Raw genomic sequence first — 17,275 nt, forward strand, 5'->3', positions numbered from 1 at the left:
GAATTGTTGGGAAGCCAGTCTGATTGGGCTGGCTTTTGTTTTGGCGTGAGGGGGTTGGGACTGTTGGCTCTCACAGTCGCAGAAATCTTCACATAAGGGCTTTAAGCCTAAATAGATTGCAGCTTTCTGGCGCAAAAACGCCCTCACCAGCCCAGAAACCTGCGTGTAAGGACCTTGGACTGCTATAGTTCTCCGATACAAACGCGCTCACAGTCGCAGAAATCTCTACATAAGGACCTCAAGCCTAAATGGCCAAAGCCCAGCCATTTAGGCTTGAGGCCACTTATGCTCCGATTTCTAATCGCTCCTGTTCGCGCTCTCTTGAAACTTACTAACTTTTTGTCTATAATTCAACCCAGTCTAAAGAACGGAAGGGGCCGGCTGATGATTTATTTTGATAATAGTGCGACGACTAAGATTTCGCCTGATGCGTTGGCGACTTACAATAAGGTCAGCACGGATTTTTTTGGTAATCCGAGTAGTTTGCATGCGCTGGGGACGAAGGCTGATGAGGTTTTGCAGAGTTCGCGGGCGCAGATTGCCAAGTTGATTGGGGCTAAGCCGGATGAAATTTATTTTACCAGCGGCGGCACGGAAGGCGATAACTGGGTGATTAAGGGAACGGCCATGGCGAAGCGTGAGTTTGGCCGGCATTTAATCACGACCAGTATCGAGCACCCAGCTGTGATGAATAGCATGAAACAACTTGAAAAGTTGGGTTTTGAAGTCACGTACCTGCCGGTTGATCACCGCGGTTTTATTCATATCGATGATTTGAAGGCCGCGATTCGGAAGGATACGATTCTGGTTTCAATCATGGCCGTGAACAATGAGATTGGCAGTATGCAGCCGATTGTTCAGGCCGCACGGGTTTTGGATGCTTATCCCAATATTCATTTCCACGTTGATGCGGTTCAGGCGGTTGGTAAGGGCTTGGATAGCGCATTGCAGGATCCTCGGATTGATTTTCTCAGTTTTTCCGGGCACAAATTCCATGCGCCGCGCGGTACCGGGTTTATCTATGCCAAGGAAGGCCGCATGATCGATCCATTGCTGACCGGTGGTGGCCAGGAGCGTGATTGGCGTTCAGGAACCGAAAATGTCCCGGCAATTGCGGCGATGGCAAAGTCGTTGCGGTTGTTGTTAGCAAACGAAGACGACAATGTAGCCCAGCAGCAGGCGGTTCGCAAGCGTATTTACGATCATGTCAGCCAAAAGCCTAAGGTAACAATGTTTAGCCAGTTGACGCCGGATTTTGCCCCGCATGTTCTGTGTTTTGCCATTGCGGGTGTGCGCGGCGAAACGATTGTCCATGCGTTTGAAGATCATGCGATTTATATTTCGACAACTAGCGCCTGCTCAAGCAAAAAAGGCACGGAAAGCAGTACGCTGGCGGCAATGCATACTGATCCGAAAATTGCGACGTCGGCGATTCGGGTTAGCCTTGATGAAGCCAATACGCTAGCCGAGGCTGATGCGTTTAATGACGCATTTGACCAGATTTATGCGAAGTTTGCCAAGCTCGATAAGGCGACTGTCTAGCTGAAAGGATTTTAAGATGCAATATTCAGAAATAATGGTTCGTTACGGCGAACTTTCGACCAAAGGCAAGAATCGCCAAGCTTTCATCGGGCGCTTGAATGGGAACGTGACGCGTGCGCTGCATGAGTTTCCTAAGCTGACGATTCGGCCAAAACGCGACCGGATGCATATCGAGTTGAATGGCGAACCCAGTGATCAGGTGATGGCACGGCTGTCACAGGTCTTTGGCATTCAGAATTTTTCCCCGAGTATTGCCGTTGAAAAAGATATGACCAAAGTGCATGAAGTTGCCTTGCAGCTGATGAACGAAACGGCCCCTAAAGGCATTAGCTATAAGGTGAATACGCGGCGCAGTGACCATGATTTTGCGTTGGACACGAATGCGATGAATCTGGACCTCGGTGACTTTTTGACGGATAAGCGGCCGGATCTAGTGGTTAAAATGCATCATCCTGATATGATTTTGCGTGTAGAAGTTCGGCGTGAGGCTATTTATCTGTCAACCAAGACCATTCAGGGTGCAGGTGGCTTGCCGGTCGGGACAGCAGGCCGAGCTGCCTTGATGCTTAGCGGCGGCATTGATTCGCCGGTGGCAGGTTATTATGCGTTGAAGCGCGGTGTGGACATTGAAATGGTGCACTTTTTCAGTCCGCCTTATACCAGCCAACAGGCGTTAAATAAGGCCAAGCAGCTGACGGCTAAATTGACCCCGTATGTTGGGCGGATTTACTTTATTGAAGTACCGTTCACCGAAATCCAGGAAGACGTCAAGGCGAAAGTTCCGGAAGGCTATCTGATGACGGTTCAGCGGCGGATGATGTTGCGCCTCACCGAAGCAATTGCCAAGCAGCGTGGCGATCTAGCCATTTTCAACGGTGAATCGGTCGGCCAGGTAGCGTCACAAACGTTGGAGTCCATGGCGGCGATTAACGATGTGACGACCATGCCGATTATTCGACCGGTCGCGACGATGGACAAGAATGAAATCATTGCCGAAGCGGAAAAAATCGACACGTATGACTTGTCGATCATGCCGTTTGAGGATTGTTGCACGATTTTTGCGCCGCCATCCCCGAAGACCAAACCCAAGACCGATCGCGCGCGCTATTATGAAAGCAAACTGGATGTTGACGGGCTGATGACGCGTGCCTTAGCCGGGATGAAAATTCAGGAGATCAAGTCCTCCGATCAGTTTATGAATCAGGATCAGGACGTTATTGCAGAGTTGCTTTAAAGCTTAATGGCACCGGACGCAGGTGGTAACGATTTTGTTGCCTCTGCCGCCCGGTGTTATTTTGTTGTCTAAAAGAAAAAGTTCACAAAAAATCTCATCATTTTAGCGGCGGCTTCGTGAAACTGCTTTCTGATGCTTATAGATGATGATCTCCTGCATCGTTGGCAACTGAGTCAACATGAAGCACAATCTGCTATTCGCCAATTTTTTGGCATGAAAAAGGTGGCTAAAATCGCTTACATCTGTTAAACTGAATATGTGAAAAATTTAACAAATAGGTACGGAGGTGTTCATTTTGGTCGTCAATAAACAAGCATTATCGCAAGCAACGATTAAACGCATTCCGGTTTACTATCGAACGGTCAAAGCTTTACAACAATCGGGTGTCAAACGGGTGCGCTCGGATCGGTTAAGCAAGTTGGTGCACATTGCACCAGCCACCATTCGCCGCGATTTTTCTAATTTTGGCGACCTAGGCCGCAGCGGGTATGGCTATTCAGTTGATTTGCTTGCGGAAGTTTTTGGCGAGCTATTAGAGGTTCACTCCGAAGAGCAGATGCTGTTGGTAGGCTGTGGGAATCTGGGGCGCGCGCTGCTGACCAACAATTTCCGGCGCAATCCCGACTTATCGATTGTGATGGGCTTTGACACGGATCCCAGCTTGATCGGGACAACGATTGCGGGCATTCAGATTTATAACTTGGCGACCTTATCCGAAAAAATCCGTCCAGGTATGCACACCGCGATTGTCTGTGTGCCGAGTTCTGCGCAGGCAGCAGTGATTAGCCAACTTGAAGCTAACGGCATAACGGCGATTTTAACCTTTGCACCTAAGCCGGTTCCCGCCCAACCCGAAACAACAATTCGCTATATTGATCTGACTAGTGAGTTACAAGCGTTACTGTTTGTTGATCATCAAAATAAGTTAACACAAGAGCAAAAAGCACCTTTGAAGCAATCATGACAGCGTTGACCCTGCCATGTCCGCGGGTTATAATGCAGCTAATGCAATGATCAAGAGGGTCATGATCTTTTTTCCCAGCGACGAGATGGTTGGTGTGAATCTCGAAAAGGGGTCGTGATTGTAGCTTGTGAGCTGCCGTCCTGAAGTGAGTAGGGAACGGCCGGTGACAGCCGTTATCCTGAATTAAGTGGGGAAGTTATTCCCAATTTAGGTGGTACCGCGAGTGAAATCGTCCTAATTTTTATATAAATTAGGGCTTTTTTTGTGTGAGCGCGAGCCGGTGCGGTTAGGAGTCGGAGTGTAAGCGGCCTTGGGCGTGATGGCGTTTTTTGCCATTGCGACCAAGGTCCTTACACGCAGACTCCTGCGCCGGGGAGCGCGTTATGGAGAAGCGTGAGCCGGCGCGTTATAGGAAGCGCGAACCAACGCGGTCGACAAATCTGCATATTGCAGTTCTGAAAACCTGGATGGACAGAAAAAATTTGTGAGGTGGAGCCAGTGAGTGATGAAGCATTAGCACCAAAATATGATCATAAAGCGGTCGAAGCAGGCCGCTATCAGGAATGGCTGGACGAAGATGTTTTTAAACCAAGCGGCGATCCAAAAGCCAAGCCGTATTCGATTGTTATTCCGCCACCCAATGTAACCGGGAGGCTGCACATGGGCCATGCCTGGGATACAACCTTGCAGGACATCGTGATTCGCCAAAAGCGGATGCAAGGCTTCGATACGCTATGGCTGCCGGGGATGGACCATGCCGGAATTGCCACGCAGGCGAAAGTTGAAGCCAAATTGCGCAAGGAAGGCATTAGTCGCTATGACTTAGGCCGCGAAAAGTTTGTCCAGAAGGTCTGGGAATGGAAAGATGAATTTGCCAAAACCATTCACGGTCAGTGGGCAAAGATGGGCTTGTCATTGGATTACAGCCGTGAACGATTCACCTTGGATAAGGGCCTGAACGAAGCCGTTCGCAAGGTGTTTGTCGAACTCTACAAACAAGGCCTGATTTACCGCGGCGAATATATCGTTAACTGGGATCCGCAAGCCCGCACGGCATTGTCCGATATCGAAGTCATTCATAAAGACGATAAAGGCGCGTTTTACCACGTTAAGTATCCGTTTGCCGATGGTAGCGGGTATATCGAAATCGCCACGACCCGTCCGGAAACAATGATGGGCGATACCGCGGTGGCCGTTCATCCCGGCGATAAGCGTTACAAAGATATGGTCGGTAAGGAATTGATTCTGCCGCTGGCTAACCGCAAAATTCCAATTATTGAGGATGCTTACGTTGATCCTGACTTCGGAACCGGGGCCGTTAAAATCACCCCAGCGCACGATCCTAACGACTTTCAGGTTGGCAATCGCCATGATCTGAAGCGCATCAATACCATGAATGACGACGGCACGATGAATGAAAATGCCGGCAAATACAATGGGATGGATCGTTTCGAAGCGCGTAAAGCCATGGTGGCGGATTTGGATAAGGAAGGCCTATTACTTAAAGTCGAACCGATTGTGCATAGTGTTGGTCACAGCGAGCGGACCGGCGTTCAAGTCGAAGCCCGTTTGTCAACGCAGTGGTTTGTCAAAATGAAGCCGCTCGCCGAAGCAGCCATCAAGGCGCAACAGGAAAGCGACAAGAAAGTAACCTTTGTTCCGGAGCGCTTTGAGCACACTTATTTGCAATGGATGGAAAATATTCACGATTGGGTCATTTCCCGGCAATTATGGTGGGGCCATCAGATTCCGGCTTGGTACAACAAGCACACCGGTGAAACTTACGTCGGTATGGAAGCGCCGAAAGATATTGAAAATTGGCAACAGGATCCTGATGTGCTGGACACGTGGTTTTCCAGTGCTTTGTGGCCATTTTCCACGATGGGGTGGCCGAATACCGATGCGCCGGATTATAAGCGGTATTATCCGACCAACACCTTGGTCACCGGCTACGATATTATTCCATTTTGGGTTGCCCGCATGATCTTCCAAGGATTGCACTTTACTGGTGAGCGGCCATTCCAATACACGCTGATTCACGGCCTGATGCGGGACGAACAAGGCCGCAAGATGAGCAAGTCGTTAGGAAACGGGATTGATCCGATGGACGTCATTGAAAAATATGGCGCCGATGCTTTGCGGTGGTTCCTGATCACAGGTAACAAGCCGGGGCAGGATACACGGTTTAGTTACAAACAGGTTGAAGCTGCCTGGAATTTCATCAACAAGATTTGGAACATTTCACGCTTCGTGATGATGAACCTGGATGATCTAGACAAGCCGCAGCAGCCTGATCCAAGTACATTCGACTTATCCGATAAGTGGCTGTTTTCGCAATTAAATGAAACCATCAAGCAGGTTACCGATCTGTCTGAACGCTTTGAATTCGGTGAAATGGGTCGAACTCTGTACAACTTTACCTGGAATGTCTTTGCGGACTGGTATGTTGAAATGAGCAAGGAAGTTCTGTACGGCGACGATGAAAAGGCTAAGGCAGCTAAACGGGTTAATTTGGCTTATGCCCTTGATCAAATTCTGCGGCTTTTGCACCCGGTGATGCCGTTTGTGACCGAGAAGTTGTGGTTGGCTTTGCCGCACACTGGCAAATCAATCGTGACCGCCAGTTATCCGGTTGAAAATACTGCGTTTGAAAATGCCGATGCAACCAGTGCGATGGATGCCATTATTGCGCTTATTCGCGGCGTTCGCAGTATTCGTAAAGAAGCAGGCGCACCGCTTAAGACTAAGGTTGATATTATCGTGAAGTTAACGGATCCTGCTTTGAAGCCGATTTTTGACCAGAACTTCGATTTCATTGATCGGTTTGTTAACAGCAAGGACTTCACCGTCGGAACTGATGTGGCTGAGCCGAAAATGGCTGGCAGTGCCGTCATTACCGGGGCAACGATTTTTGTTCCGCTCAATGAATTGGTCGATTTGGACGAAGAAAAAGCCAAGTTAACCAAAGATGCCAAGAAGCTTGAACAGGAAATTGCCCGAATTGACAAGAAACTCAACAATCAAGGCTTCCTGTCCAAAGCGCCTGAAGCGGTTGTCGCCGAACAACGCAACAAACGCAGCGACTTCGCTGATCAGCTTAGCAGCACCCAGCAGCGGCTTGAGCAGTTGCAGCAGGCGTAAGAGGTCGAGTCATAATTTTTGTGAGAACGTTAAACGTTAATAGATTAGTAAATTCCGAACAATCAAAAAAAGCTTAGGCAATAAGTTCCTTGTCGTGCCAAACTCCGCAATCTCCGGCCAGCTGGGGCTTGCGACGCGAAGCTAGAGCGGAGACGGCGCTTTGAGCCAGGAAACCGCTGTCTCAAAGTCGCCTAACAACATCAGCGACAAAGACCGGTCGCTGTGTTGTTTTCACAGCTGAGCCCCATCTGGCCTACGATTGCTTCGCTTTGGCACTAATATCTTAAATACCCTCACCGAATTACCTCAGGGAAACAAAAAGGCGAATATACTTTGCGCGCAATGCAGAGTATGTTCGCCTTTTTATTGTGGCTATGAATTATGACCCAACCTCTTTTTTGTACACGTAAATCCGTGTGTTCACCTGAATCTGACAAAAATTTCCATTGTCAGTGAACGAGCCGACCAGCATTTTCTGGTATGATTAAGCCATATTTAGGCGCTGCAGAGGCGGTGTCTGAATGGATGTCACGATTGAAGGAAGTTAACGATGAACTACTCTGAAAGTGTTGCTTATATTCATTCTTTTCCGCGTTTAGCCAAAACCGGCGATCATCGTCGTATTTTGACACTGTTGCATGCGCTCGGCGACCCGCAGGAAAAAGGTCACTATATCCACATTACCGGCACGAACGGGAAAGGATCGACGGCTAATGCCATTGCGCACGTGCTGGAAGCGAGCGGATTAGAAGTGGGGTTGTTTACCTCGCCATTTATTATGCGTTTCAATGAACGCATGATGATTGACCATGTGCCGATCCCCGATGATGAACTGGTACAGGCGGTTGCGGTCGCCCGGGCAGCACTTGATGACTTGCGCACTGCTCACCCTGACTTTAATGTAACCGAGTTTGAATTTGTCACCGCCTTGGCTTTTTGGTATTTTCGCCAACGCCGCGTTGATGTAGCGGTTATCGAGGTCGGTATTGGCGGAGATACCGATTCAACCAATGTCATCACGCCGGTTGTGAGTGTGTTGACAGAGGTGGCGCTGGATCATCAGAAATTGTTAGGGGATACCATCACGGCGATTGCGACGCATAAGGCGGGTATTATCAAGCCTAGGGTTCCGGTCGTTACCGGTGATTTGGTACCCGAAGCAGCGGCAGTGGTAGCGGCCAAAACGCAATCCACCGGCAGTCAGTGGTTTCGCTTCGGTCGAGATTTCACTGTTCCCAAAGCCAAGCTGCACGGCTGGGGACAGCGGTTGACGTACCAAGATGAAGACGGATCGTTAGCGGATCTGACCGTGCCATTAGTCGGTGACTATCAACAGCGCAATATGGCGATTGCGATTAAAACCGCTAAAATTTATACACAGGTAACCCATTGGCCATTAACGGCGCACGATATTCGCCAAGGAATTGCGGCCAGTCGCTGGCCAGCGCGGCTTGAAAAGATCAGTGATTCGCCGTTTATTGTGCTGGATGGTGCGCATAATCCGGACGGTATCAAGGGTCTGGTCGTCGCGTTGCATGAACTGTTTTCCGGACCGGTTACGGTGATTGCCGGTATTTTGGCCGATAAGGATTATGCATCGATGGCAGATATGCTGACACGGGCTTTTGTGACTGTTTACCTCGTGCCAGTGCCGGGAACACCACGTGCATTACCTGAAGCCGGGTACCAAAGGCTTCATGAAGGGCAATTAAAAGACTCATGGCAGGCCGCGTTGGCAGCCAGCTTGGATAATGACCCGGAACAACCGATTGTGATCACTGGGTCCTTGTATCTCGCTGCTGCCGTGCGTCAAACTTTATTGGAGGGAAAGTCATGACAACAACCGTGATTTTTGATCTGGACGGAACCTTGGTTGATACCGAAGCAATTTATCTTCAAAGCAACGTGCGCGCCGCAGCTGAGTTGGGATTGAAGCGAACCGAAGATGATTTTCGCCCGTTAGTCGGTTCGGCGGGGCCAAACGAAGCCAAGATTATTGCAGATCTTGTGGGGTCGGAAAATGCTGCGTGGTTTCAAGAATTTTCGACCAAGGATGTGTTGGATCGGATTCGCAATGGTGCCGATTTTGTGTTGCCAGGAGCTGATGAAGCCTTGAGAACGCTGCAGGCTGCTCGTTATCGGCTGGCATTGGCAACTAGTAGCGCTCAGCATTATGTTGATGTGGTTTTGGCAGCAGCCGGTTGGCAAGACTGGTTTGACCCGATTTTGACCGGCAGTGATGTCGAGGCGCATAAGCCGGATCCCGAAGTGTATCAGGTCATGAAAAGGCATTTAGGCGCTGGCCCGGCGATCGTCATCGAAGACACGCACGTCGGGGTGGCGGCCGCAGAGGGAGCTGGCCTGCCTGTGGTCATGATTCCCGGTATTGCCCAGCAACCGGATGAGAAAGCGACCGCTATTTTATCATCTATCACCGAACTGCCGGACTGGCTGCAAAAGCATGGCACATTTGCGTAATCTTCCTAGTGAGTCATGAATTGGCTCAAAATCGCAGCGCGCAACCAGGACATTCAATCAGCGTCAGCTCGAAACGCAATGTGGGACTTGAACTGATGCGACCTGTACGTGTGCTACCAGGGGGAAAACGATGGCAGATGCAACTGAACAACCGCGTGAACGGTTATTGGCGCACGGACCGGCAGCACTGACAGATGCGGAATTGCTGCAACTGATTGTGCGGGCGGGCAATCAGCATTATCCGGTCAAAGAAATCGTGAGTGAGGTGTTGGCAACCTATCCGGCATTACAAGGTTTGGCGGAAGGCGATGGTGACTCACTGGATCACATTCGCGGCTTAGGTGCGGCCAAACGCGCCAGTATTTTGGCAGGTGTAGAACTGGGCCGCCGAGTGATGCGCCGACAATCCGTTCGTTATGGGCAGATTAAAAATAGCGAACAGTTAGGCAAGACCATGGTTTCGCGTTTTGCCGGTGCTAATCAGGAGTCCATGCTGATTTTGTTTTTAGATGTCAAAAATCAGATTATTACCGAGCAAACTGTGGCGATTGGTACGGTTGATTCCGCATTGGCCGATCCGCGGGTGGTATTTCGTGAAGCATTAAAGTTGAGTGCCACAAATCTCATTATGGTTCACAATCATCCGAGCGGAGATCCGGCGCCGAGTCAGGCAGATCGCGATACGACAACCCGTTTTCAGTTAGCGGCGGCGTTGCTAGGGATGAATTTGCTGGATCATTTGATTATCGGCGGGAAGGCGTTTTATTCTTTTGCCCGAGACGATCCTGACTTTAATTAATTCAAGAAAATTGTAAGGTTTTTTGAAATTGGCGGTAAGGTGCCAAAATCAGGCGGTTTCACATTTTGTCACAGAAATAAATATGCTATAATGCATGGAGTTAATACGAAATGAGTCAGCATAAGGAGAGAACGTCTTGTTTGGATTTGGATCAAAGAATATCGGGATCGATCTTGGCACCGCAAATACCTTAGTTTACGTCGACGGCAAGGGCATCGTCTTAAATGAGCCTTCCGTGGTCGCGAAGAATACTCAGACGGAAGAAGTCATTGCCGTTGGTGAAGAAGCCCGCGACATGATCGGTCGTACCCCGACCAATATCGTGGCGATCCGACCAATGAAAGATGGGGTCATCGCTGACTACGACACAACTGCGGCCATGTTGAAATACTTCATGCAAAAAGCATTGGGTAATGGCAGCCATCCGCAGGTGATGATTTGCGTGCCAAGTGGGGTTACCGAAGTTGAAAAGCGTGCCGTTATCGATGCGGCTAAAGTAGCTGGTGCACGGGATGCGTTTGTGATTGAAGAACCATACGCCGCGGCGATCGGTGCCGGCTTGCCGGTTATGGACCCGACAGGCAGTATGGTCGTTGATATCGGTGGCGGCACAACCGATGTTGCCACGATTTCATTAGGCGGCATCGTTTCGAGCCGCTCCATTCGGGTGGCTGGCGATAAGTTTGACGAAGCCATTATCAATCATCTACGACAGAATTTTAATTTATTAATCGGCGAACGAACCGCTGAAGCGATGAAAATTCAAATCGGGTCGGCATCGGTTGAAAAAGCCGCTGACATTGACGGGATGACCGTTCGCGGCCGCGACTTGTTAAGTGGTCTGCCTAAGACGATTGACATTTCGGCGACGGACATTGCCTCGGCGATTCATGAGAACGTGCTTGACATTATCACGGCTATTAAAGAGACGCTGGAAGAAACGTCTCCGGAAATTGCGGCTGATGTGATTGATCACGGTATTGTGCTAACTGGTGGCGGGGCGCTTTTGAAGCATCTGCCGGATGTCATTTCCGATGAAACCAAAGTACCGGTTTTCATCGCGCAAGACCCGCTGGATTGCGTTGCGATCGGAACTGGCGAATCGTTGAAGAATATTGACGTTTTAAAGAAACGTTAACAGCCCATAAATGAAGATGGTTTGTGTGTGGCAAGAGGCTGGGATGAAGGATCCTGGCCTCTTTTCGCGAGTGTGACGGAGGAACCAATGCAGAAATTCTTTTCCAATAAAAAATTGATCGCCCTCATGATCGCTTTGCTGGTCAGTATTGGTCTGGTCGCTGGGTCGATTTATGCGAGCAATAATCGCAACACCCCGCCATTTATTCAGCGGATTGCCAATGATGTTGTTGGCATCGGTGGCCGGTTGGTTGCCTTACCAGGGGATTTTGCCCGTAACGGGTTGGATGACGTGCATAGCCTGATGGATACGTTCCAGGAGAATCAGCACCTGAAACAACAGCTAGATAGTCTGGCCCAGACCAAAGTACAGGTTCAAACCCTGAAACGCGAAAACAAACAGCTGAAACAACAGTTGAAATTGAACGGTACTTTGACTGATTACTCGCAGATCAGTGCCGCCGTTATTTTGCGAACACCGAGTGATTGGCGGAACATGGTGGTGATTAACCAAGGCAGCGCGGCAGGGGTTAAAAAAGGCATGCCGGTGATGGCCGGATCCGGATTGGTCGGGCGGATCGTTGAAGTCAATCGAACCAGTTCAAAAGTCGAAATGCTATCGACTGCCAATAAGTCCAGTGATCGCGTCGCTGCCGCCGTTGAAACGAGTGAGGATAAAGAAGTTAACGGGATCATCACTGGCTATGACGAAAAGTCGGGTGACTTGGTTCTTGGCGAACTGAACAGCGAGCATGCGATTAAAAAAGGCGATAAAGTCGTGACCAGCGGCTTGGGCGGCATGACCCCTAAAGGCTTGCTTATCGGAGAAGTCACTAGTGTTAAAAAAGATGACTATGGGCTTGCCAATACCGTTTATCTGTCACCGGCTGCGAATCTCAATGATGTAACGGTTGTGACGGTCATTTCGCGGACAATCAAGGGTGACTGATATATGTTGAACGAAAAACACTTTACAGGGCATTGGTGGATTATTTCAATCCTGCTTTTGCTGTTATTAATTGATGGCAGTCTGGCATCCGTATTAGCCCAGTGGATTATGCGGCCGAGTTTTATGGGTACGCCGCAGCTGACTTTGTTAGGCTTGGTTATGGTGACCCTGCTAGTTCCGGAAGAGAAGTACACGACCTGGATTGCCGCCTTGATCGGGTTGATTTTTGACAGCTTTTACACCGGCATATTAGGCGTCAATGCTTTATTGTTCGCGTTAGTGATTTATATCGTGCGTCAGATTCGGCCGTACATTCCGCACACCGCGGTTTTTGTCGGGATGGTGTATATCATTGCGCTATTGCTGTATGGTGTCGCCAATTATTTTGTGAATCATTTTATTGGTTATGGCAATTCCAGTGTAGTGATGCTGATTGCCAATCATTTGGGGCCGGGGTTGACGGTCAACCTGATTCTTTTCGTCATTGTGTATGGTCCATTGCATCGGGTATTGATTAACTTAGCGGAAGAATAGTTTGGGGTGATGATGTGGACAGTGTGGTCTTAAAAGGTCGAAACGACAGTCTGGCACTGCAGCTTCAAGATACGGCGGATTTTATGCAGATCATCGGGACGCTGAAAACGTTACTGGGGAAGCTGTATGAAGAAACGCCGACTGGTGAAGTCAGTTATCGCCTGGAAACCGGTAATCGTTTGTTGACTGAAGAGCAGCTTGCCCAAATTCAATCGGTTTTCGCCGATTATCCGCGTTTTTCAATCAACGGCATTACCAGTGCGGTCGTTGACAAAGATGTGGTGGCAGATATGGTCACGGCCAAAATGACGCATCGTATTGGTGGGGTGATTCGGTCTGGCCAAACGATTGACATCATGGGTGATGTGCTGTTCTTGGGCGATCTGCATGCCGGTGCGACCTTATGTGCTTCCGGGAATGTTTTTGTGATGGGTAAGGTCAGCGGCGTGGTGCAGGCTGGCAGCCAAGGGGATACGCGCGCCGTTGTGGTTGGCGATCTTGAGGGGGCCAGCCAGGTGCGGATTGCCGATGTGATCGAGATTGTCGCTGATCACTATGATCCGCTCAAGCCAGTCGCTTATTTAAGTGAGTTACATACAATGACACACGCCAAAATGGCTGAACTGGCGAATCTTCGGCCGCGATTATTCAAGCAAATGGAGGCAATGTAGATGGGTACAGCGTTAGTGGTTACTTCCGGTAAAGGTGGTGTTGGTAAAACGACCACCTCGGCCAACATCGGCACCGCATTGGCTTTGCAGGGCAAGCGGGTGGTTTTATTGGACCTTGATATTGGCTTGCGTAATTTGGACGTGGTCATGGGGCTATCTAATCGGATTATTTATGACATTGTCGATGTCGCAACCGGCCGGGCTAAATTGCATCAAGCCTTGATCAAAGACAAACGCTTTGATGACCTTTTATACTTATTGCCAGCGGCGCAAAATGCTGAAAAGGATGCCATAGAGCCCGAGCAGGTTGTCGAAATTGTTGAACAGTTGCGGCCGGATTTTGACTATATCATTCTTGATTCGCCTGCCGGTATTGAGCAAGGCTTTCGCAATGCGACGGGTGCTGCCGATGGGGCGATTGTGGTGACCACACCGGAAATTTCGGCAGTCAGTGATGCCGATCGGGTGGTTGGTTTGCTTGAACAGCGGGATATGCCGCTGAAACCGCGATTGATCATCAACCGTATTCGGCAAAATATGCTGGCAGATGGCCGCTCGATGGACATTGACGAAATCACCAGTCATCTGGGACTCGATTTGCTGGGCATTATCGTTGATGATGACGGTGTGATTGAGAGCTCAAACAAAGGTGAAGCGATTGTGATGGATCCGGATGATTTGGCCAGCAAAGGTTACCGCAATATTGCCCGGCGACTGTTGGGCGACAGCGTGCCGTTAATGGACATTCGCCTTAAAAAGCAAGGCTTCTGGTCAAAACTTTTTCATCGGCATAACTAATTAAGCCACACGGTGTGGTGCGTCGACGTTGGAATTCGGCCATCACTTTTCCGACGAAAAGCTGCACGAATTTTTAGGAATAGTTGACTTTCGATGATTTTCGGTGTAATTTAGTGACAATTCATTAAAGCGTTGAGTGGAATCGATGAGCGGTCATGATTTTAAGCGAGTCCGGGTTGATGGGAACCGGGCAGTCATCCGTTGATCACACATCCATGAGTGGGCGATTGAACCTTAGTAGGTCGTCTCGGTTGGGCTCGTTATCGCCGTGGTTGAAATAACTACATGAGACTGATTGTGTGAGCAATTGGTAAATCTGAGGTGGAACCGCGGTTTAAGCCGTCCTCTTACAGCAGCTTGCTGTAAGAGGATTTTTTTATGACTGTGATTTCGAATGATGATTATGAAGTTGATTTCAACCACATGAGGTCGACTGTGTGAACAGTCGGCAAATTGAGGTGGTACCGCGCAAAAAAGCGTCCTCTTGCTTGATGCAAGAGGACGCTTTTTTTGCATTATCAGTCGGTCACCGGTTGCGGCCCGCCAACCACAAAACGCGTTTAATAAAATGAACAGAAACCATGGCAGTAAAGTTGTCACGTATTTGAAGGAGGAAGCACCATGACTTATATTTTTCAGATTTTACCGGCCTTATTATCTGGTGTGAAAATGACTTTGGGGATTTTTGCCATCACGTTGGTTGGCGCCATTCCACTTGGCTTGATTTTATCAGTGGGACTGATTCCCAAACCTAAATCGATTCTGGGCAAGGCAGGAAAGGGTCTTTTGGAAGGTTACGTTTGGGTCTTTCGGGGCACGCCATTATTGTTGCAATTGATGTTTATCTTTTATGGCTTACCGATTGTCGGGATTGTTTTTGATCGATTCTCGGCGGCCTTAGTCGCATTTATTCTGAATTACGCCGCCTACTTTGCAGAAATCTTCCGTGGCGGCTTTGGGGCCGTTGATGAAGGCCAATTTGAAGCTAGCACCGTTTTAAACATGACCCGCTGGCAGGCATTGCGGTATGTCGTTATCCCGCAAGTCGTTAAAATCGTGTTGCCGTCCATCGGTAACGAAGTCATCAACCTTGTGAAGGATTCCAGCTTGGTTTATGTCATCGGCTTGGGCGATCTGCTGCGGGCCGGGAATATTGCCAGTGCCCGCGATGTCACCTTGTTGCCGCTTGTGCTGGTCGGGGTCATTTACCTGTTACTGACGCTGATCCTGACGTTCCTGCAAAAACGGATCGAAGCAGCATTTTCATACTATCGCTAGGAGGCGTCGAACATGTTAGAACTGAAAAATATCAACAAATCTTTTAACGGCCGACCGGTTTTGAAAAATGTCACAGTGACCATTGAAGATGGTAAAACCCTAGCGATCGTTGGTCCCAGCGGTGCCGGGAAAACGACACTGCTGCGGATTATCAGCGGACTGGAGCAGGCTGATTCAGGTACCATGATCTGGAACGGCGAGCCGACAACCGCGCAGGCCATGCGTAAACAAGGGATCATCGGTGTTGTGTTTCAGAACTTCGAACTTTTTCCGAATTTGTCCGTGATGCGGAATATCACGCTGGCACCAACATTGCAAGGAATCGATCAACAGCAGGCAGATGCGACTGCCAAGAAATTACTGGATCAATTGGCGTTAAGCGATCAGGCTCAGGCATATCCGTATTCACTTTCCGGTGGGCAAAAACAACGGGTCGCGATCGCGCGGGCGTTGGCGTTGAATCCACAAATTCTTTTGTATGATGAACCGACCAGCGCACTGGATCCGTTGTTGCGGGAGAACGTGGCTGAGATGGTTAATCAGTTTAAGGCTTCCGGGATGACGCAGGTCGTGGTGACCCATGATATGGACTTTGCCAAGAGTGTTGCGGACACGACTTATCACGTTGGCAAAGGCGGTGATGGCCAATGAAACGGCGAATTTTATTAGCCGTCATGGTCATTTTGGCCATGGCAGGCTTTATCATTAGCGGCTGTGCGCGCGAAACCGTCAGCAATTCCTGGCCGCGGATTGAGCGCACTAAAAAAGTCGTGATTGGTTTAGACGATACGTTCGTGCCGATGGGCTTTCGGCAAAAGAATGGTCAGCTTGCCGGATATGACATTGATTTGGCAAAGGCAGTCTTTAAGCGTTATGGCATCAAAGCCGATTTTCAGACAATTGACTGGTCCATGAAAGAAACCGAACTGAAAAATCAAACCATTGACCTGATTTGGAACGGCTATTCCGTCACGCCGGAACGCAGAGAAAAAGTTGCCTTTTCCGACAACTACCTGATTAACCACCAGATTCTGGTTACCAAAACCAAGAGTCAGATCAACTCGTTGCAGGATATGAAAGGGAAAACGCTAGGCGTGCAGACGGGATCAAGCGGTGCGTTTGACCTGGACGCGCAACCGAAGATTCTAAAGAACATGATTGCCAACAAAACCCCAATTCTTTACGATACGTTCAATGATGCCTTTATTGATTTAGACGCGGGGCGGATTCAGGGGATTTTGATGGATGAGGTTTATGCGCGCTATTACATTGCCCACAAAGCGGACCCGTCAAGCTATCACATCGTTAATGATCCGTTTCCGCCAGAAGATTTTGCTGTGGGGATGCGTAAATCCGACCATGTCTTGCGTGGCAAAATTAACGCCGGTTTGAAGGCATTGAAGGCCGATGGCACCATCGCAAAACTGCAAAAGAAGTGGTTCGGTAAAGTTGAAGAGTGAGTGGCGAGTGCGGTCGGATGAGTTTTGGGTGGTAACGAGTCATCACTGATCAATCATTTATAAACGCTGAGAGTTATGCTGTGGCAGGCACTGATTCATCTTACCGTAGCATTTCCCCTAGCGTTTTTATTGTCAGAGGATGTGGGTAGGGCACCAATCTTTAGAAAGAAAACGGAGCGAGAATGAGCCGTCGTTACGTCAGTACCACTGGACTTTTACGCTGCCTTGTCGGTAAAGTAGAGTATAATCATTGCCATGCGATTGGCTGGCAAGCAGTCTGATATGGCATC

General features: G+C 49.2%; 15 protein-coding genes, 1 pseudogene and 1 other annotated feature. Of the genes and pseudogenes, 15 read left to right on the forward strand and 1 reads right to left on the reverse strand.

What is annotated here, in order from left to right:
- Window positions 1–384: 384 nt before the first annotated feature.
- The 4 genes from LACSTY_RS06180 to LACSTY_RS06195 all read left to right on the forward strand — a co-directional run bounded on the left by LACSTY_RS06180 (window position 385) and on the right by LACSTY_RS06195 (window position 6,881).
- Window positions 385–1,542 carry a cysteine desulfurase family protein gene (locus LACSTY_RS06180; protein ID WP_047106020.1) on the forward strand — a complete coding sequence of 386 codons (1,158 nt, stop codon included), beginning with the start codon at window positions 385–387 and terminating at the stop codon, window positions 1,540–1,542.
- Window positions 1,543–1,558: 16 nt separating this feature from the next.
- Complete coding sequence (gene thiI, locus LACSTY_RS06185; RefSeq protein ID WP_087912043.1) at window positions 1,559–2,776, forward strand: tRNA uracil 4-sulfurtransferase ThiI; 1,218 nt, start codon at window positions 1,559–1,561, stop codon at window positions 2,774–2,776.
- A 295-nt stretch (window positions 2,777–3,071) separates the two neighbouring features.
- On the forward strand, window positions 3,072–3,740 hold the full coding sequence (locus tag LACSTY_RS06190) for a redox-sensing transcriptional repressor Rex (RefSeq protein ID WP_087912044.1): 669 nt from the start codon (window positions 3,072–3,074) through the stop codon (window positions 3,738–3,740).
- Between the two features lie 37 nt (window positions 3,741–3,777).
- Window positions 3,778–3,980, forward strand: a binding site (T-box leader).
- A 258-nt stretch (window positions 3,981–4,238) separates the two neighbouring features.
- Window positions 4,239–6,881, forward strand: a complete 2,643-nt coding sequence (locus tag LACSTY_RS06195) for a valine--tRNA ligase (protein ID WP_087912045.1) — start codon at window positions 4,239–4,241, stop codon at window positions 6,879–6,881.
- A gap of 36 nt (window positions 6,882–6,917) precedes the next feature.
- Here the strand turns inward: LACSTY_RS06195 and LACSTY_RS14740 are convergent.
- Window positions 6,918–7,157: pseudogene (locus tag LACSTY_RS14740) on the reverse strand (hypothetical protein).
- Window positions 7,158–7,431: 274 nt separating this feature from the next.
- On the opposite strand from LACSTY_RS14740, the gene LACSTY_RS06200 reads away from it, so the two are divergent.
- The 11 genes from LACSTY_RS06200 to LACSTY_RS06250 all read left to right on the forward strand — a co-directional run bounded on the left by LACSTY_RS06200 (window position 7,432) and on the right by LACSTY_RS06250 (window position 16,985).
- Complete coding sequence (locus LACSTY_RS06200; RefSeq protein WP_087912046.1) at window positions 7,432–8,718, forward strand: bifunctional folylpolyglutamate synthase/dihydrofolate synthase; 1,287 nt, start codon at window positions 7,432–7,434, stop codon at window positions 8,716–8,718.
- Window positions 8,715–9,359, forward strand: a complete 645-nt coding sequence (locus tag LACSTY_RS06205) for an HAD family hydrolase (RefSeq protein ID WP_087912047.1) — start codon at window positions 8,715–8,717, stop codon at window positions 9,357–9,359. The genes LACSTY_RS06200 and LACSTY_RS06205 overlap by 4 nt, the downstream gene beginning before the upstream one ends.
- A 130-nt stretch (window positions 9,360–9,489) precedes the next feature.
- Window positions 9,490–10,158 (forward strand): RadC family protein, encoded by a 669-nt coding sequence (radC, locus tag LACSTY_RS06210; protein WP_047106024.1) that lies wholly within the window; start codon window positions 9,490–9,492, stop codon window positions 10,156–10,158.
- Window positions 10,159–10,294: 136 nt separating this feature from the next.
- On the forward strand, window positions 10,295–11,296 hold the full coding sequence (locus LACSTY_RS06215) for a rod shape-determining protein (RefSeq protein WP_005684795.1): 1,002 nt from the start codon (window positions 10,295–10,297) through the stop codon (window positions 11,294–11,296).
- Between the two features lie 87 nt (window positions 11,297–11,383).
- Complete coding sequence (gene mreC, locus LACSTY_RS06220) at window positions 11,384–12,244, forward strand: rod shape-determining protein MreC (protein WP_010488695.1); 861 nt, start codon at window positions 11,384–11,386, stop codon at window positions 12,242–12,244.
- A 3-nt stretch (window positions 12,245–12,247) separates the two neighbouring features.
- Complete coding sequence (gene mreD, locus LACSTY_RS06225) at window positions 12,248–12,778, forward strand: rod shape-determining protein MreD (RefSeq protein ID WP_087912048.1); 531 nt, start codon at window positions 12,248–12,250, stop codon at window positions 12,776–12,778.
- A gap of 14 nt (window positions 12,779–12,792) precedes the next feature.
- On the forward strand, window positions 12,793–13,449 hold the full coding sequence (locus LACSTY_RS06230; protein WP_087912049.1) for a septum site-determining protein MinC: 657 nt from the start codon (window positions 12,793–12,795) through the stop codon (window positions 13,447–13,449).
- Complete coding sequence (gene minD, locus LACSTY_RS06235) at window positions 13,450–14,247, forward strand: septum site-determining protein MinD (RefSeq protein WP_010488690.1); 798 nt, start codon at window positions 13,450–13,452, stop codon at window positions 14,245–14,247. It abuts the gene before it with no gap.
- A 621-nt stretch (window positions 14,248–14,868) separates the two neighbouring features.
- A complete protein-coding gene (locus LACSTY_RS06240) occupies window positions 14,869–15,525 on the forward strand; it encodes an amino acid ABC transporter permease (RefSeq protein WP_039638949.1) in 657 nt (218 codons plus the stop codon).
- A 12-nt stretch (window positions 15,526–15,537) separates the two neighbouring features.
- Complete coding sequence (locus LACSTY_RS06245) at window positions 15,538–16,176, forward strand: amino acid ABC transporter ATP-binding protein (protein ID WP_087912050.1); 639 nt, start codon at window positions 15,538–15,540, stop codon at window positions 16,174–16,176.
- Window positions 16,173–16,985, forward strand: a complete 813-nt coding sequence (locus LACSTY_RS06250; RefSeq protein WP_087912051.1) for an amino acid ABC transporter substrate-binding protein — start codon at window positions 16,173–16,175, stop codon at window positions 16,983–16,985. Before LACSTY_RS06245 ends, LACSTY_RS06250 begins: the two co-directional genes overlap by 4 nt.
- The last annotated feature ends 290 nt before the right edge of the window (window positions 16,986–17,275 follow it).

The sequence above is a fragment of the Lacticaseibacillus styriensis genome, assembly GCF_030770295.1.
Classification (GTDB): Bacteria; Bacillota; Bacilli; order Lactobacillales; family Lactobacillaceae; genus Lacticaseibacillus; species Lacticaseibacillus casei.

Excerpts from the sequence above, each read along its gene's own strand:
- LACSTY_RS06180 (WP_047106020.1), top strand. The coding sequence starts at position 385 with ATGATTTATTTTGATAATAGTGCGACGACTAAGATTTCGCCTGATGCG.
- thiI (WP_087912043.1), top strand. The coding sequence starts at position 1,559 with ATGCAATATTCAGAAATAATGGTTCGTTACGGCGAACTTTCGACCAAA.
- LACSTY_RS06200 (WP_087912046.1), top strand. The coding sequence starts at position 7,432 with ATGAACTACTCTGAAAGTGTTGCTTATATTCATTCTTTTCCGCGTTTA.
- LACSTY_RS06205 (WP_087912047.1), top strand. The coding sequence starts at position 8,715 with ATGACAACAACCGTGATTTTTGATCTGGACGGAACCTTGGTTGATACC.
- radC (WP_047106024.1), top strand. The coding sequence starts at position 9,490 with ATGGCAGATGCAACTGAACAACCGCGTGAACGGTTATTGGCGCACGGA.
- mreC (WP_010488695.1), top strand. The coding sequence starts at position 11,384 with ATGCAGAAATTCTTTTCCAATAAAAAATTGATCGCCCTCATGATCGCT.
- mreD (WP_087912048.1), top strand. The coding sequence starts at position 12,248 with ATGTTGAACGAAAAACACTTTACAGGGCATTGGTGGATTATTTCAATC.
- minD (WP_010488690.1), top strand. The coding sequence starts at position 13,450 with ATGGGTACAGCGTTAGTGGTTACTTCCGGTAAAGGTGGTGTTGGTAAA.
- LACSTY_RS06240 (WP_039638949.1), top strand. The coding sequence starts at position 14,869 with ATGACTTATATTTTTCAGATTTTACCGGCCTTATTATCTGGTGTGAAA.
- LACSTY_RS06245 (WP_087912050.1), top strand. The coding sequence starts at position 15,538 with ATGTTAGAACTGAAAAATATCAACAAATCTTTTAACGGCCGACCGGTT.
- LACSTY_RS06250 (WP_087912051.1), top strand. The coding sequence starts at position 16,173 with ATGAAACGGCGAATTTTATTAGCCGTCATGGTCATTTTGGCCATGGCA.